Origin of the sequence: Streptomyces spiramyceticus (assembly GCF_028807635.1) — a bacterium.
Taxonomy (GTDB): Bacteria; Actinomycetota; Actinomycetes; order Streptomycetales; family Streptomycetaceae; genus Streptomyces; species Streptomyces spiramyceticus.
In genome coordinates this window covers 1,628,025-1,642,717 of the sequence record NZ_JARBAX010000002.1, presented here as the reverse complement: position 1 = coordinate 1,642,717, position 14,693 = coordinate 1,628,025, and the positions used below count along the sequence as shown (strand labels likewise).

General features: G+C 68.7%; 18 protein-coding genes. 9 read left to right on the top strand and 9 right to left on the bottom strand.

Annotated elements, in window-relative coordinates; translation table 11 throughout:
* Positions 1 to 2: 2 nt before the first annotated feature.
* On the bottom strand, positions 3 to 596 hold the full coding sequence (locus tag PXH83_RS30935; protein WP_274564838.1) for a TetR/AcrR family transcriptional regulator: 594 nt from the start codon (positions 594 to 596) through the stop codon (positions 3 to 5).
* A gap of 120 nt (positions 597 to 716) precedes the next feature.
* Between PXH83_RS30935 and PXH83_RS30930 the strand changes: the two genes are divergently transcribed.
* Together PXH83_RS30930 and PXH83_RS30925 are read left to right on the top strand one after the other, a co-directional pair.
* Positions 717 to 1,325 (top strand): flavodoxin family protein, encoded by a 609-nt coding sequence (locus PXH83_RS30930; protein WP_274564837.1) that lies wholly within the window; start codon positions 717 to 719, stop codon positions 1,323 to 1,325.
* Positions 1,326 to 1,377: 52 nt separating this feature from the next.
* A complete protein-coding gene (locus PXH83_RS30925) occupies positions 1,378 to 2,493 on the top strand; it encodes an NAD(P)H-dependent flavin oxidoreductase (protein WP_274564835.1) in 1,116 nt (371 codons plus the stop codon).
* Positions 2,494 to 2,995: 502 nt separating this feature from the next.
* On the opposite strand, the gene PXH83_RS30920 is transcribed toward PXH83_RS30925, so the two are convergent.
* Positions 2,996 to 3,451 (bottom strand): DUF6463 family protein, encoded by a 456-nt coding sequence (locus PXH83_RS30920; protein ID WP_274564834.1) that lies wholly within the window; start codon positions 3,449 to 3,451, stop codon positions 2,996 to 2,998.
* On the bottom strand, positions 3,448 to 4,068 hold the full coding sequence (locus PXH83_RS30915) for a DUF2867 domain-containing protein (protein ID WP_274564833.1): 621 nt from the start codon (positions 4,066 to 4,068) through the stop codon (positions 3,448 to 3,450). Before PXH83_RS30915 ends, PXH83_RS30920 begins: the two co-directional genes overlap by 4 nt.
* Before the next feature lie 95 nt (positions 4,069 to 4,163).
* On the opposite strand from PXH83_RS30915, the gene PXH83_RS30910 reads away from it, so the two are divergent.
* The gene (locus PXH83_RS30910; protein ID WP_274564831.1) at positions 4,164 to 4,721 is read left to right on the top strand and encodes a TetR/AcrR family transcriptional regulator; all 558 of its coding nucleotides are present in this window, start codon (positions 4,164 to 4,166) and stop codon (positions 4,719 to 4,721) included.
* 502 nt (positions 4,722 to 5,223) lie between these two features.
* Here the strand turns inward: PXH83_RS30910 and PXH83_RS30905 are convergent.
* A complete protein-coding gene (locus PXH83_RS30905) occupies positions 5,224 to 5,373 on the bottom strand; it encodes a hypothetical protein (protein ID WP_274564830.1) in 150 nt (49 codons plus the stop codon).
* Between PXH83_RS30905 and PXH83_RS32655 the strand changes: the two genes are divergently transcribed.
* Entirely contained in the window at positions 5,344 to 5,904 is a 561-nt protein-coding gene (locus tag PXH83_RS32655) for a pectinesterase (protein ID WP_420803271.1), read from the top strand. The two genes, PXH83_RS30905 and PXH83_RS32655, sit on opposite strands and share 30 nt — an antisense overlap.
* A 167-nt stretch (positions 5,905 to 6,071) precedes the next feature.
* Here the strand turns inward: PXH83_RS32655 and PXH83_RS30895 are convergent, their stop codons facing one another.
* A complete protein-coding gene (locus PXH83_RS30895; RefSeq protein ID WP_274564828.1) occupies positions 6,072 to 6,524 on the bottom strand; it encodes a DUF3592 domain-containing protein in 453 nt (150 codons plus the stop codon).
* A gap of 232 nt (positions 6,525 to 6,756) precedes the next feature.
* Between PXH83_RS30895 and PXH83_RS30890 the strand changes: the two genes are divergently transcribed.
* Both PXH83_RS30890 and PXH83_RS30885 read left to right on the top strand, forming a co-directional pair.
* Positions 6,757 to 7,764, top strand: coding sequence for an NADP-dependent oxidoreductase (locus PXH83_RS30890; protein ID WP_274564826.1), 1,008 nt, complete (start codon positions 6,757 to 6,759; stop codon positions 7,762 to 7,764).
* Complete coding sequence (locus PXH83_RS30885) at positions 7,761 to 8,582, top strand: SDR family NAD(P)-dependent oxidoreductase (RefSeq protein ID WP_274564825.1); 822 nt, start codon at positions 7,761 to 7,763, stop codon at positions 8,580 to 8,582. The genes PXH83_RS30890 and PXH83_RS30885 overlap by 4 nt, the downstream gene beginning before the upstream one ends.
* 170 nt (positions 8,583 to 8,752) lie before the next feature.
* Here PXH83_RS30885 and PXH83_RS30880 read toward each other — a convergent pair whose 3' ends face one another.
* Complete coding sequence (locus tag PXH83_RS30880; RefSeq protein ID WP_274564824.1) at positions 8,753 to 9,346, bottom strand: isochorismatase family protein; 594 nt, start codon at positions 9,344 to 9,346, stop codon at positions 8,753 to 8,755.
* Between the two features lie 165 nt (positions 9,347 to 9,511).
* Here PXH83_RS30880 and PXH83_RS30875 point away from each other — a divergent pair, with 165 nt between their 5' ends.
* Positions 9,512 to 10,603 carry a GlxA family transcriptional regulator gene (locus tag PXH83_RS30875; RefSeq protein ID WP_274564823.1) on the top strand — a complete coding sequence of 364 codons (1,092 nt, stop codon included), beginning with the start codon at positions 9,512 to 9,514 and terminating at the stop codon, positions 10,601 to 10,603.
* 6 nt (positions 10,604 to 10,609) lie between these two features.
* Here the strand turns inward: PXH83_RS30875 and PXH83_RS30870 are convergent, their stop codons facing one another.
* From PXH83_RS30870 to PXH83_RS30860, 3 genes are all read right to left on the bottom strand, one after another.
* A complete protein-coding gene (locus PXH83_RS30870; RefSeq protein WP_274564822.1) occupies positions 10,610 to 11,365 on the bottom strand; it encodes an EamA family transporter in 756 nt (251 codons plus the stop codon).
* A 24-nt stretch (positions 11,366 to 11,389) separates the two neighbouring features.
* Positions 11,390 to 12,327 (bottom strand): IS5 family transposase gene (locus tag PXH83_RS30865; RefSeq protein WP_420803252.1). Its coding sequence is split into 2 segments (ribosomal slippage): positions 11,390 to 11,983 and positions 11,986 to 12,327, totalling 936 coding nucleotides; the frame shifts between segments, so codons are not numbered across the junction.
* Between the two features lie 37 nt (positions 12,328 to 12,364).
* Positions 12,365 to 12,772 carry a RidA family protein gene (locus tag PXH83_RS30860; RefSeq protein WP_274563747.1) on the bottom strand — a complete coding sequence of 136 codons (408 nt, stop codon included), beginning with the start codon at positions 12,770 to 12,772 and terminating at the stop codon, positions 12,365 to 12,367.
* Positions 12,773 to 12,852: 80 nt separating this feature from the next.
* Here PXH83_RS30860 and PXH83_RS30855 point away from each other — a divergent pair, with 80 nt between their 5' ends.
* The gene (locus PXH83_RS30855) at positions 12,853 to 13,503 is read left to right on the top strand and encodes a TetR/AcrR family transcriptional regulator (RefSeq protein WP_274563746.1); all 651 of its coding nucleotides are present in this window, start codon (positions 12,853 to 12,855) and stop codon (positions 13,501 to 13,503) included.
* A 212-nt stretch (positions 13,504 to 13,715) separates the two neighbouring features.
* Positions 13,716 to 14,585 (top strand): LysR family transcriptional regulator, encoded by an 870-nt coding sequence (locus tag PXH83_RS30845; RefSeq protein WP_274564821.1) that lies wholly within the window; start codon positions 13,716 to 13,718, stop codon positions 14,583 to 14,585.
* Positions 14,586 to 14,693 lie beyond the last annotated feature (108 nt).

Here is a 14,693-nt window from a genome sequence, read left to right as displayed (position 1 = left end):
CACTAGATCCGCAGCAGCCGGGAGGTCTGGGCCCACAGCCCGTCCAGTACGGCCGGATCGTTCGCCAGCTTCGCGAACATGACCATGCCCTCCAGCTGGGCGAGAACCGCGCGGGCGGTGGTGCGGGTCGCGGCCGGGGTGGGGATCGTGCCCTGCTCCGCCGCATCCGTCAGCGCCGCGTGGACCAGGTCGATCTGCTCCTCGAAGATCTCCGTCAGCCGGGCCTGGACGGCCGTGTCCTGGTTGCTCAGCTCCAGCGCCAGATTGCCGAACAGGCAGCCGTTGACCGCGCCGTCCTGCGTCTTTGCCGTGCGCTGGGCGGCGGCCTGGTGGAGGAAGAGCTGCTCCAGCCGGTCCTCCGCCGGCCCGTCGCCGCGCAGGGTCGCCACCCAGCCGGGCCGCTGGGCCGCCCAGTGCGCGTTGATCGCCTCGATCGTCAGGGCCTGTTTCGACTCGAAGAAGTGGTAGAAGCTGCCCTTCTTCACGTCCGCGCGGGCACAGATCTCGGCGACGCCGATCGTGCCGTAACCGCGGCTCAGCATCAGGCCGCAGGCCGCGTCCAGCAGTCGTTCCCGTGCCGTGCTCGTCCGTCCCATGGCGATGAGTATACGGCCGGTCAACTATTCGGGGTGGCGTTTAGTTGACCGGTCGTCTACTGTCCTCGTCATGTGGTGGAAAACCTGCCCGCCACCTCCCTGACCTGCGAGGACTTCGCTATGCCCGAAAACATCACGATCGCCGTCGCCTTCCACAGCGGCTACGGCCACACCGCCCGCCAGGCTCGTGCGGTCGCCACCGGAGCCGGGTCGGTGCCCGGAACGCAGGCCGAGCTGTGCGACGTGGCCGGCGTTGACGACCGGCTGTGGGAGACGCTGGCCGCCGCCGATGCGATCGTCTTCGGTACGCCGACCTACATGGGCAGCCAGTCCGCCGTCTTCCAGGCCTTCGCCGAGGCCAGCGCCCCGGTCTGGACGGAGCAGGGCTGGGCCGGAAAGCTCGCCGCCGGCTTCACCAACTCCGCAGGCGTCAACGGTGACAAGCTGAACGTCCTGGTCTCCCTCGCGCTCTTCGCCGCGCAGCACGGCATGAACTGGGTCTCGCTGGGCCTGCCGCCCGGCGGTGAGTACTCCACGACCGGAACCCCGGAGGACCTCAACCGCCTCGGCGGCTTCCTTGGCGCGATGGCCCACTCGCCGTCCGACCTCGGCCCCGACGAGGCCCCGTCCGGGGCAGATCTGCGGACCGCCGAGCACCTCGGGCGCCGGGTGGCGGAGACCGCACTCGAGCAGGTGTCGGGCCGTATGGCGCTCACCCTCGCGCGGTGAACCCCCTCACCCCCAGACCTCCCTCAACTACTCAACTCCAAGGACGACTGTCATGACCGACGGAAAGCGTTCCTGGGCCCATGGCCGCCTCACCGAGCTGCTGGACCTCGAAGTCCCCATCGTGCAAGGCCCGTTCGGCGGCGGACTGTCGTCCGTGGCGCTCGCCTCCACTGTCTCCGAGGGCGGCGGGCTCGGCTCGTACGGAGGACACATCCTCACCCCGGACGGAATCGGCACGCTCGTGAGCGAGCTGCGGAAGGCCACCGCCCGGCCCTTCGCGGTCAACCTCTGGGTCCCGCACCCCGACGAAGCCGCGGCACCGCCGGACCGCGACCGGATGGCCCGGTACGCCGGGCTGCTGCGCCCCTGGTTCGAGGAACTCGGTCTGTCGGCAGGCCAGTTGGAGGAGCCGCCGCCCGCCCCGGGCTTCGCGGAGCAGATAGACGCGCTGCTCGCGGCGGAGCCGCCGGTGATCAGCTTCGTGATGGGCATCCCCGAGAGCCGGGTGCTCGACGAGGCCCGGCGCCGGGGCATCCGGACCGTGGGCACCGCGACCACCGTCGAGGAGGCCCTCGCGATCGAGGCGGCGGGCATGGACGCCGTCGTCGCTTCGGGCAGCGACGCGGGAGGGCATCGCGGCTCGTTCCTGCGCCCCGTGAACGAGTCTCTCGTCGGGACCTTCTCCCTCGTCCCACAGGTTGCGCAGGCGGTGTCGATCCCCGTCGTGGCCGCCGGCGGCATCGCCGACGGCCGGGGAATCGCCGCCGCGCTGACCCTCGGGGCGCACGGAGTGCAGATCGGCACCGGCTTCCTGGCCACCGAGGAGTCCGGGGCGAGTGCCATCCACCGGGCCGCGCTGCACGGCCCCGACGCGCGTACGACCGTACTGACCCGAGCCTTCTCCGGGCGGCTCGCGCGAGCAATCCCAAACCGTTTCACGCGTGAGGCGCTGGCGTACGAGAGCGAACTGGCGCCCTATCCCATCCAGTACACACTCACCCGCCCGCTGCGCACAGCGGCCGCGGAACGCGGTCTGGCCGACTACGTCAACCTCTGGTCAGGCCAAGCGGCAGCGCTCACCCGGCCGCGCGGCGCCCGCGCCTACCTCGACGAGCTCATCGCCGACACCGAGGCGGCACTGGACCATCTGCCGTCCCAGCGCGACTAGGACTTGTCCGGCCGATCATGGCTGGAGCCAGATGACGAGGGTTGCTGCCGTGGCGGTGCCGAGGCAGACGTAACCCGCGCTCGCTCGTTTTACGTTGTTGCGCTTCTTGTACCGCTCTTCGTCGAAGCCGGACGGCCGTTCGCCTCGTGAGACGCTGCGCAGGCGGGCGGCCGCTCAACGAGCCCAGGATGACCACGATTGGGACCAAGGGTCTGTTGGGAAAGTGAATCAAGGGGCTCGTTCGGCGTCTGGTGCGGGTCGTGTGATCCTGGCGCTATGAGTGATCAACGCGAGGTTGCAATCGTCCGTCGGCCGGGTCACCGCGCGGCCACTCGCCATGGCAGCAAGCGTGCCTACGTCCTTAACGCACGGTCACCGTTGCCGCGATCCGGCTGTGGCTCCGGCCATGGCCACCGGCCCAGGTGACTTTCCGGTCCCGGGTGACGTTTCCGGTCCGCTCGCCGGCCTCTCAACCGCACCGTTCCTCGCGGGCGGGCGCGAATCACACCAGGTCGTTCTCCCGGTCGCGGGGTGCTCGCGACCGATCTTCTTTCCGCGCCGCCAGGATGATGAGTGCGCCAGAGATGATGCCTGCGAAGTACGGAGACGGCACAAGCAGGACTCCACCGATGAAACACCACGCCGCGAGGCCCCAGCCGATCCCGGCGGGCACGGCCACCCCGCGTCCAGCGAGGTGCCATGTCAGGCAACCCAGGAGAATGAGGGGCACGGCGAAGCTTCCCGGACCGGCCCAGAAGGTGACTTGATTCTGAAAGATCTCCACTGTCTGATCGGCGCCGCTGTCCGTCAGCGCGAGCGGGACGGCTGCCCACACCCCCCGATCCACCCAGCCGGTGATGTCTTCCCAGGCGAAAAGAGTCAGCAACAACAGGTGACCTGTGCCCAGCACGAGCATGATGCCGCTCGCCCAGCGCAGCAGTTGCTTACTGGCGTTCATCGTCGGCCCCGTCCACCATGCTGCGCCGCAGGATCGTTGCGGTCCCGCCAGGCTCGTTCCCACTGCCGGGTCAGGGCTGGATAGACGATGACGTATCGGAAGGGCGCGATGGCGGCCATGTAGAGCCGCCCGAACCATCCGTTGGGCTTGACGAGGACGGCCATCCGCAGCTCGTAGTCGCCGTTCGCTCCCTGCACCCAGCTGAGGTGCATCACGGTGTGCACGGTCTTGTTCGCCAGTTCGCGAGCGGACTCCCTGGCGGTCTCGTAGACCGCTTTGAGGGGCATGTTGTCGTTGTCCTGGCCCGGGTGAGCATCGCGGAGGTCGCTGGGCAGGCGGTCGCGGAGCGAGCCAACTCGCGCACCGACACCCGCCGTCGGGTTGTCCCAGCCGAGGAGTGCGCCGAGCTTCCACCGGACGGCGAACAAGAACCGCACCGGCCAGGTCTGTCTCGCGGGCCCGCCGGACGTCCGCATCGCTGCCAGCATCGTTGGGAAGTCGTCAGGCCCGGCTCCCGGGGTGCGGAACGCCCATACGTCCTCGACTCCGAAGTCAGATGTGAGTTCGTGGATGCGCCACGGACGCTCGGTGTAGGTGGACTTCGCGAGTCGTGCCACGCTTCGACCTCTCGTTCTGTACGCCGCCGTATACCTTGATCTGTACGGTACCGTACATCCTCGCGACACAACACCCCTTGAGAGCAGGTGAGCAGGTGCCTCCCATCGCTCGTACGCCACGAAGTCGCTGGATCGAAGCGGGACTTGACGCCTTCGCCCGGGGCGGACCGGACGCTGTCCGAGTAGAGGCTTTGGCCGCCGAAATCGGGGTGACGAAGGGCGGCTTCTACGGATACTTCGACGGTCGCCCCGCGTTGCTCGCCGAGATGCTCGACGAGTGGGAACGCCGTTGCACCAACAACATCCTCAAGCAGGTCGAGTCCGAAGGCGGAGACCCTGCCGAGAGGGTCCGGCGTGCCGGCCAACTGACCTTCTCGGACGATCTGCACCGGATTGATCTCGCGGTCCGTGAGTGGGCTCGCCATGACCCATCGGTCGCGGCGCGGCTGCGGCGGATCGACAACGCCCGGATGGACTTCCTTCGCACAATGTTCGGCAGCTTCATCGCAGACGCCGACGAAGTCGAGGCACGAAGCACTCTGGCCTTCGCGCTCGCGATCGGCCGCCACTTCATCGCCGCAGACCACCCCGGACGCACCAAACGCGAAGCCATGCACCTGGCCGGAGAACTTCTCCTGCGACCCCAACCGTGAACCCGATGTTGTAGACCAGGCTGCCGGCTCCATCTGCAATGCCGCGTTGGATTCTGCGTTGGTCGTGGTGTTCCTGGATGCGGTGTTCTGCGCCTGGTGCTGGCCATTCCCCCACGCCCTGCTCGGTCGTGGTGCCCCCCGACGACCATCCGGATCAGCTCGGCCACCAGGGAGGGGGTCCACAGCGGTCCCCCGATCAGCCGCTCTTCGGGCCGTGTCAGCCATCGCCTGGGACAGCACCGCACGGCCCTCGGCACTGATCAAATCACTAGGCTGGACCGGAACTTGACCGGCAAGAGCGCCTCCAGCCGCGCGGCCTGGTAGTTACGCCACCAGGTGGGCCACCGACCGCTGGGAGACCCCGAAGACCTCGGCCGCCTGCCGGTACGTCCGCACCCGACCCGACTCCAGCTCAGGATCAGCGGCTGATCACCGGCCGTACGCGAGGCAAAGGATGCCTGGCGGCAGGTGCGCGATTCCCGAGCCTGCTCCGTGGTGTGGGTCAGTTCTCCCAGGCGCCCTGGGCGGCGGCGGTGCGAGTGTAGTCGGCGAAGTCCCGGGGCGGGCGGCCCAGCACCTTCTCCACGTCTCCGGTGACCGAGCGCAGGGCACCGGCGCGGATGTGGGCGTACAGGCCGACGGTCAGCTGCACCCGTTCCTCGGGTACGCGCCGGTCACCGCCGAGAGCAACTACGTCAACGGCGCTCCGGTGGATCTGCTGGCCGCGCACAATGCCGCGAACCCCGGCAACCCACTGCGTGAGGGCGCGGGCTGGACTCCGGTCCTGCGCACCCGCGTCGACGTCTCGCGAGTCGTCCCGACGCTGGTCACGCGCCGGGTCGTACGTGACACCTGGATGGGTCCCGGCATCGACTCCACAGCTCCGTACGGCGACATGCGCGGCGCCCACCCGTGGCAGGACCAGCGCTTCGCCGAGTACCGCAATAACGGCCCGGGCGCCCGCATCACCGTCCCCGCCGAGCGGCCACAACTTGCGGCGGAAAAGGCCCACGCGCACACGCACGACGCCTACTTCGGCACCTGGGTGCCTGAGCCCTTCAGCTGTCGCCGACCCCGTGTGGCGCCGCCGCAGTCGGCGTCCGGCGCGGACGCGGACGAGCCGCTACGGGTGGGGCGGTCGATGTTCGTGGGTCGGTACGCGCGGGCACCCAGTCCATGGTGAAGCGGACCCCGTACCGGTCCGCCGGCACAGAGATGCGCCCGAAGTCCGGCTCGGCGCCGCCTTCCATGCGCCCCGAGCCCGTTCTGCACGTACGTCGACGAGCCGGAAAACGACCCCGAACCCGCGAACGACCGCCGTCACGATTGGTGAGTAAATCCACCCGTGGATCAGTTTCGGAAGTTGGCTCTCCCGAAGAAGAGGACGGCAGCGGCGGCGAGCGGAGCCGCAAGTGCGAAGCCTGTACTGACCAGCCGAAAGGTGCGCATGCTCGTCGCGAGGCAGACCCTGCCCGGGTCCGCCTCGTCGTAGACGACCGAAACCGAGGTACCCGGCGGAAGTTCGTTGTTCTGAGTGCAGTCCACGTGGGTGGACGCCTCGACCGAGCGCCCGTCCGCGGTCGTGAACAAGACCACCGGACGGTTGATGGTCTCCGAGTCGACACTCCCGTCAGCGCCACGCGCGGGGATCGGTAGGGGTCGCACACCGGCGATCTCCCCCGTGACCCGGACTCCGCGGCCGTCGAAGGGGTCGGCCATGAGCCAGAACGCCACAGCGCCGACGCCGAGGAGAGCCGCCGTCAATGCGGCCCACCCGAGCGTCCCCCACCCATCAGCTCGCATACTCCCCTTCCCTCCCCTGCTTCGGCGCGAAGGCTACCGCGTGACGCCGGAGGCAGGGAGTGGCTCAGCTGAGCTCAGAAGGCCCCGGGCGTGCGGCGTACACCCGGTTTCAATTCCTCGGCGATCGAGCAGCGGAACCCCGGCGGCCCGGTCAGGACGTGGCGCACCTCACAGTCACAGGCGTACCTACTAGTCGGTATGGTCGAGTGGTTCATGGACGACAGGAGGCTTCATGTCTGCGACCAACCGCCAGATACGTCTGGCAGCCCGCCCCGTGGGTGACGTCAAACGCGAGGACTGGGAACACGTCTCCGCACCCGCCGAGGCACCCGGCCCCGGCCAGTTCGCGGGCAGGACGCGCGTCATATCGCTGGACCCCGCGATGCGCGGCTGGCTCGACGACCGCCCCTCCTATCTCCCGCCCGTCGGGCTCGGTGAGGTGATGCGCGCGGGATCGGTCATCGAGGTGACCGCCTCCAACCACCCCGGCTTCCAGCCCGGCGATCACGTCGTGGGCACTTTCGGCGTCCAGGAGCACGTCGTGTCCGACGGCAAGGGCGCCCTGAAGATCGACACCTCGCTCGCGCCGCCATCGACCTACCTCGGCGCACTCGGCATGCCCGGCATGACCGCGTACTTCGGACTGCTGGACGTCGGTGCCCTCAAGGACGGCGAGACCGTCGTCGTCTCCGGCGCGGCGGGTGCGGTCGGCACCATGGTCGGCCAGATCGCCAAGGTGAAGGGCTGCCGCGTCATCGGCATCGCCGGAGGGCCCGAGAAGTGCGCGCTGCTCACCGACGAGCTGGGATTCGACGCGGCGATCGACTACCGGGCCGGCGACGTCAAGCGTGCGCTGCGCGAGCAGACTCCTGACGGCATCGACGTCTACTTCGACAACGTCGGAGGAGACATCCTCGACGCTGCGCTCACCCGGCTGGCCATGCACGCTCGCGTGGTGGTCTGCGGCGCGATCAGCCAGTACAACAACGCGACGCCGGTCAAGGGCCCGTCGAACTACATGTCCCTTCTCGTGCGCCGTGCCCGCATGGAGGGCTTCGTGGTCTTCGACTACGCCAAGCGCTACGCGCAGGCCGCACAGGAGATCGCCGGCTGGATCGGCGACGGCCGGCTCAAGGTCAAGGAGCATGTGGTGAAGGGGACGGTGGACGACTTCCCCGAGACGCTGCAGATGCTCTTCCGCGGCGATAACGTCGGCAAGCTCGTGCTGGAGCTGGCATGACCGCCGAGGCGACCGGGACGAACACCCCGCAGCCGGGCCAGGCCGCCCCGAGCGCGCAAGGATCGGCACCGCTGCGCGGCAAGGCCGCGATCGTCACGGGCGGTGCCAGCGGGTTGGGCCGGGCCACGGCGCTGGCGCTGGCTGAGGCGGGCGCCGAAGTGGTCGTCGCCGACCTCGACGCGGAGGGCGGCCGGGAGGTGGCCGACATCGTCGGCGGTCACTTCCGGGCGTGCGACGTCTCCGACCTCGATGCGAACCGTGCTCTGGTGGACTTCGCCGTTGAGCGCTGCGGCGGTGTCGACATCGCCTTCCTGAACGCGGGTGTGTCGACGGGTTGCGGCGTCGGCGACGACTTCGACCTGGCGCGGTATCGCCGCGCCATGGGCGCCAACCTTGACGGCGTTGTCTTCGGCACCCATGCGGTCCTGCCGGCGCTGCGGGCCCGCGGCGGTGGGTCGATCGTGGCGACCGCGTCCCTGGCCGGCCTGGCCTCGGTACCGCTCGACCCCCTGTACGGGGCCAACAAGCATGCCGTGGTCGGTCTCGCACGTTCACTGGGACCGGCGCTGGCGCCCGACGGCATCCGGTTCAACGCGGTCTGCCCGGGCTTCGCCGAGTCGCGGATCATCGACCCGTTGCGCGGCATGCTCTCCGAGCAGGGCACGCCGGTCATCCCGGCGGAGGTCGTCGCCGACACGGTGCTGCGCATCGTCACCGGCGACGGCGCCGGGGAATGCTGGCTCATCCAGGCAGGCCGCGCCCCGGAGCCGTTCCGCTTCCGCAACGTCCCGGCTCCGGGGAGGCCCGCGTACTCCTGAGCCGCACTTTCGGACTCCGGAGGCTCCTCTGCCGCCGCCTGCGGCACGGGAGGCCGCACCGGGCAAAGGGCCGGATCGCGCGAGGACGCGCGCGATCCGGCCCTTTGGCGTGCGGTTGCGGTTGCGGCCGCTCGCAAGGTGTTCCTCACGTGAGCGCGGTCGTTCGGCGCTCAACTCAAAGACGAGCCGGACGGGACGACGATTCCGTAAAGATCAGCGATGGTTGCGAGTGCACTGTGGTGGATCTGTTCCGCAGACAGGCCGGAAACCACCGTCTGTAGAGGCCGGGTCGCGCAGGCGTCGGCGACCACTGTGGGCTGGTTGCCGCGCAGGAACGCGCCTTCTGCGGTGAAGGTCACGCACATGTGGGTCATGAACCCGACGATAATGACGTTCTTGTTGCCGGCGGCGTCTATGTGTTCGCCCAGGTCGGTGCCGACGAACGCGTTGGCAGCGGCCGTCTTGACTACGACAGGTTCGCCCTCGATGGGAGCCACACGGGAGTGGATCTGGCCGATTTCGGTCCGGATGTCGTACGGGCTTCCTTCGCCGCCGTCGTTCACGACATGGATGACCTTCGTTCCGGCGTTCCGTGCCCTGGCCAGCAATGCGGCGGCAGAGTCGAGGGCGAGCTCCCACCCCGTCAGCTCCATCACACCAGTGGTGTAGGTGTTCTGGTAGTCGACCAGGATCAGTGTCGCATCGGCCAATGATGCAGGGGTCTGGTCGAAGCCGTTGAGCTCACGCAGGGTTGTCGTAGCCATTGAAGTGCCCTCCTCGGGCGTCGTGTTGAAAGGTCCGGGCCACCACGCGGTGGCTGGTGCCTGGAACGCTACGACTCACCAAGTGTGTCGGCAATGTCACCTAACATGCAGATACAGACATCACGTGCGGTGGCAAACCGCCGGTGCCGACCGAACGGAGACCAAATGAGCACCGTCAAACGACTCGTTGTCGTCATCCTCTTCGACGGCGTCGACCTGCTGGACGTCACCGGACCCCCAGAAGTGTTCTCCCTGCTGCAACGCGAGGTGGACGACGCGACGGGCTACTACGTCGTACTGGCCGCCGAAACCATGGACCCCGTAACCACCTCCGCGGGGGTTCGTGTCCTTCCCGACACCACCTTCGAGGAGGTGTCCATGAGGCGCATCGACACCCTCCTGGTGCCCGGCGCGGTCGAAGTCGACCGCCAACGCCGGGTTCACGCCATCACCGACCCCACGGTGGTCGCCTGGGTGAAGGCACTCGCAGGCAAGACACGGCGCGTCGCATCCGTCTGCGTGGGGGCACATATTCTCGCGGAGGCGGGGCTGCTGGACGGCAAGCGCGCCACGACCCACTGGTCGACCGCGCAGCAACTCGCCGCCGATCACCCCTCGGTCGAGGTCGACGCCGATCCGATCTTCATTCGCGATCACGATGTGTGGACCGGCGCGGGAATCAGCGCCTGCCTCGACCTGTCGCTCGCCCTCGTTGCCGACGACTTCGGCGAATCCACCGCGCTTCGCGTCGCTCGGCAGCTCGTGATGTACCTGAAACGGCCAAGCGGGCAAAGCCAATTCAGCGTCCCGCTCGAACCCGTCTCGACAACGCGACGCATCGAGGATCTCCGCCACTACATCACGCGAAACATCGCCGAGCAGCTCACGGTCGCCGACCTCGCCAGTCACGCCCACGTGAGCGAACGTCAGCTCACCCGAATCTTCAAGACTGAACTTGGAATGACCCCGGCCGCCTACATCGAGTCAGCCCGCGTAGAGGTGGCGCGCAATCAACTTGAATCCACGGATGCAACGCTCGAACGTGTCGCATCCACCTGCGGCTTCAACACGACCGACACCCTCATCCGTGCGTTCCGCCGAAAACTCAACACGACACCGACGGAGTACCGGAACCGATTCCGGCATTCGCATGCCATTGGTGAAAGTGTGGACTCACTTGGAGTCGCCGGAGCGGCGAAGCGCCGGCGTGTGGCCACCGCTCAGTCTGATGGAACAACAGGCGGGCGTGGACGATGAGTACCTTCACCGGGCGGTCTTCTCCCGGGAGTGGCTCGCGGCGGTGCCCACGGCCACAGCGTTCGTGGTGACGATCACGGCAACGGCCAGCCACGATGCCGTGGCGAGGTGCTGGCCGAGGACGAACATGCCGATCAGCGCGGCGAATACCGGGTTGACGCTCATGAAGATCCCGAAGAAGCGGGCCGGCACCCGGCGCAGCGCGAGCAGGTCGGCGAGAAACGGCACGGCCGAGGACAACACGCCTGCGGCCAGCGCGCACAACAGGGCGCCGGCGGTGGGCTGGTGGAGCCACAGGGCAGCCGCGCCGACGGGCAAGTAGAGCAGGCCGGAGACGGCCGCGGCGGCGGCCGATCCCTGCAGCCCGGGCAGGCGCTCTCCCACGGTACGGTTCAGCAGGATGTAGCTGCCCCAGCAGACGGCGGCGACGAGGGCCAGGCCGATGCCGAGGTAGTCCGTGCTGGGCCGGGGACGCGCGAGGACCACCACGGCCGCCGCGGCGGCAAGAGCGCAGGCCAGATCGATACGGCGGCGGGAGCTCGCCAGCGCCACGGTGAGTGGACCGAGGAACTCAAGGGTGACCGCAAGACCGAGACCGATCCGGTCGATCGCCGTATACAGCGTCAGGTTCATGGTCGCGAAGACAACGGCCAGCGCCAGCACCGGCCGCCACTGCGCAGCCGTGAACGAGCGAAGCTTCGGCCGGCCGGCGATCAGCAGCACCACGGCGGCCACCCACTGGCGCACCGCCACCACTCCCACCGGCCCTAGGTCCTGTCTCTCCGATCATGATCGGAGCCAGATGAGGAGTGCGGCAGCGGTGACAGTGCCGAGATAGACATATCCGCGCTTGTCATAGCGGGTAGCTACGGCCCGGAACTGTTTCAGCTTGTTGATTGCCCGCTCGACCGTGTTGCGATCTCTGTACCGGTCTTTGTCGAAGCCCGGGGGCCGTCCGCCGCGTGAACCCCTGCGCAGGCGGGCGGCCTTGTGGTCCCTCTTCTCCGGGATCGCGTGCCGGATACCGCGTTTGCGGAGGTAGGCGCGGATCTTGCGATTGCTGTATGCCTTGTCGGCGCTCACGCTGTCCGGCGTGCGGCGGGGACGGCCTCGTCCCGCGCGCGGGACATGGATCTTGTCCATGACCCGCTCGAACTGTGTGCAGTCCGCCCGTTGTCCCGGCGTGATCAGTAGAGACAGCGGGCGGCAGTGGCCCTCCGCGGCGATGTGAATCTTGGTGGTCAGGCCGCCGCGGGACCGGCCGAGAGCTTCGCCCGGGGCGCCGCCCCCTCCAGGAGGCCGTGCGGCATCACCATGGGCGACAGCCGCCGCACTGGCCTTCGGCGTCCCCCTTTTGAAGGGCTCGGCGGGGGCGGCGGAGTCCGAGGTGCTCCTGCGGCGTGCTGGTGAGCACGCGCGACGGTGGAGTCGACGTTGATGTTCCAGTCGATGCCGCCTTCGGCGTCGGCTTCCGACTGAACGTGCCGCAGGAGCCTCTCCCAGGTGCCGTCGGCCGACCACAGCAAGTGCCGCTTGTGGACGGTCTTCCACGGGCCGAAGCGTTCGGGCAGTTCCCGCCACTGCACCCCGGTGCCCAGCCGGTGGATGATCCCGTTGATCACCTGCCGGTGATCGCGCCAACGGCCGCACCGGTTGTTGCCCACCGGCAAAAGCGGCTCCAGCAGCGCCCACTCGCCGTCCGTCAGATCCCCCCGACTCAGCATGGTCAGCCCCAGAGTCTCCCTGCTCGCAGTGCTACGGCTATTCGATGACCGCGGTGGCTTCGACCTCGACCAGGAGGTCCGGTTCCCCCAGCGCCGCGACGCCCAGCAGGGTGATCGGCTTGACCGGATCGACGCCCAGTTTCGCTGCCGCCCGGCCCACACCCTCACCCAGCAGCGGCATCTTCTCGGGACTCCAGTCGACGACGTAGATGGTCAGCTTCGCCACGTCATCGAAGGAGCCGCCGATCGCGGCCAGAGCGGTGCCGATGTTGAGATAGCACTGCTCGACCTGAGCGGCGAAGTCCCCTTGGCCCACGGGCTGGCCGTCGGCGTCGCGGGCGACCTGCCCCGCGAGGAACACCAGCTTCGATCCGGTGGCGACCGACAGCTGCCGGTAGACCTCGGGCTTCGGCAATCCCTCGGGATTGAGCAGCGTCACAGACATGAACGACCTCTTCCTCGTGGCGTCAGGAGCAGCAAGATCAGCACCCATCAAAGCATAACGACGCTATGTATTGTGAAACCATGGCAAGGACGAAAGATCCAGCGGTCCGCTCCCTGCTCCTCGAGCGGGCCGCACAGATGCTGCGGACGAGGCAACCGGTCACACTGCGCACCCTGGTCGCCGGAACCGGCGTATCAACGATGGCCGTCTACACCTACTTCGGCGGCATGGACGGCCTCTGGAAGGCACTGCGACAAGAAGGCTTCACACGCCTGGCCACCCAACTCGCAGCCGTCAAGATGTCCGCGGACCCGGTACGAGACCTCGCCGCCCTGGGCGCCGCCTACCTGGCCAACGCCCTGGAAAACCCTGACCTCTACCGCGTCATGTTCGACGCGGGCTTCGACCTCGAAGACTCCGGCGCCGCGGACGAAACCCTGCACCGTCTCGTCGAGGCCATCGAGCGGGCCAAGGCGAGCGGCCGCTTCCGCGACGAGGTCGACCCGCTGGAACTGGCAACACAGAGCTGGACTATCGGCCACGGACTCGCATCCCTCGTCGCCACAGGCCCCCTGCCGCACCAGACCCTTGCTCACGGCGCACCCATGCTGACCGCACTGTTCACCGGCGCAGGAGACGAACCCGCCCGATGCCGCCAGTCGGTTGAGCACGGCTGGGGCCAGCCAACCCCGGCCCGGCCCAACTCTCGTGATCGGAGAGACAGGCCCTAGGACCGGGAACGCGAGCGCAGCGACCGATGCCCCGACCTGGTTGGACAGGCCGCTGCCCACCATCAGCGCCATCCCGGACCACCGGGGCGACGCCGCATGCGATGGGGCGGCCGCTGTTGTCTGTACGCGAGCGTCGATTGCCATGGCTCGAAACTCCGCCACGGCGAGGGATACGCAAAATGCATCCGAGGCCCCACCTATACCCTGGACGCATGGACCGTCGTACGGAGCTGGAGCTGCGGCATCTGCGCTGCCTGGTCGCGATCGTCGACACCGGCAGTTTCACCGACGCCGGGATCGAGCTCGGCGTCTCCCAGGCCGCGGTCTCCCGCACACTGCTCGCGCTGGAGCGGATCCTCGGCGTGCGACTGCTGCACCGCACCAGCCGCACCCTCACCCCCACCACCGCGGGCGTGCAGGTCCTCGCCCGCGCCCGCCACCTGCTCGCCGAGGCCGACGAACTGGTCCGCCAGGCCACTACCGGCCACACCCGGCTGCGCATCGGCCACGCCTGGTCCGCGCTGGGCCGCCACACGGCCGAGTTCCAGCGCCGCTGGCACGACCGCTACCCCGATGTCGAACTCCACCTGATCCGCCACAACACCCCCACCGGCGGCCTCGCCGAGGGACTGTGCGACCTGGCCGTCCTCCGCAACGCAATCGACACCCGCCGCTACGCCCACGCCGTGGTCGGCCACGAGCGCCGCTACCTCGCCCTCGCCTCGGACGACGCGTGGGCCAAGCGCCGCAGCGTCCGTCTGGAGGAGATCTGTGAACGCACCCTGGTGGTGGACCGCCGCACCGGCACCACCACCTTGGACCTGTGGCCCGAAGGCGCCCGCCCCGCCGTGGAGTACACCCACGACATCGACGACTGGCTCGCCGCCATCGCCACCGGCCGCTGCGTCGGCGTCACCCCGCAGGCCACCGCCACCCAGTACCGCCGCGACGGCATCGCCTACCGTCCCCTACGCGACGCCGACCCCATCCCCGTCCACCTCATCTGGCGCCGACACGATCCCCACCCGGCCACCCACGCCGCCGTCGCCCTGCTCGCCGACCTCTACCGTGAAGCCGCCTGATCCCTGCCGCCTCAGCTGTCGTTCCCCACACCTGGGCGCAGACGTTCCGGGGACCGCCGGGATTGCCTTGCACGGAGGCCCCCGCCATCGGCCCGGATCCAGCTGCCT